General features: G+C 64.8%; 1 protein-coding gene. It reads right to left on the reverse strand.

From position 1 onward, the window contains the following. The coding region (locus J5M71_RS28285; protein ID WP_207838937.1) for a TonB-dependent receptor plug domain-containing protein at positions 1–413 on the reverse strand (413 nt) is incomplete at its 3' end. Between the last annotated feature and the right edge of the window lie 44 nt (positions 414–457).

The raw sequence follows: 457 nt of genomic DNA on the forward strand, positions 1-457 counted from the left end.
GTGTCGCCCTGGGCGTCGAAGCCGCGGATGAACGGACGGTCGCCCTGCGGGTTGCCGCCTTCTCCGGCGCCGAAGGTGATGCCCGGCACAGTGCGCAGCGCGTCCTGCATGTTCAGCGCGCCGGTGTCCTTGAGCACTTGTTGCGGGATGACGGTGACCGAGCGCGGGGTGTCGACCAGCGGTGCGGTGTACTTGGGCGAGGAGGCTTTTTCGACCTGGTAGGACGTCGAGTCCTGGGCTTCGCCGGTGATGGCGGTGGCGTCCAGGGCGATGGCGTTGCCGGACGCTTTGCTGTCGGTTGTTTCCGCCGCGAAGACCATCTGCCCAGCCGAGCCGGCGGTGATTGCGACACCGATTGCCGAGGCGAGCAGACGTGGTGAACTGACCGGTAATTGTTCGTGTTGACGTGCCATTGTTATTCCCCTCCCCAAGGATTTGAGGCGGCGGAATATAGGGT

Source organism: Pseudomonas sp. 43(2021) (assembly GCF_017490805.1).
GTDB lineage: Bacteria > Pseudomonadota > Gammaproteobacteria > Pseudomonadales > Pseudomonadaceae > Aquipseudomonas.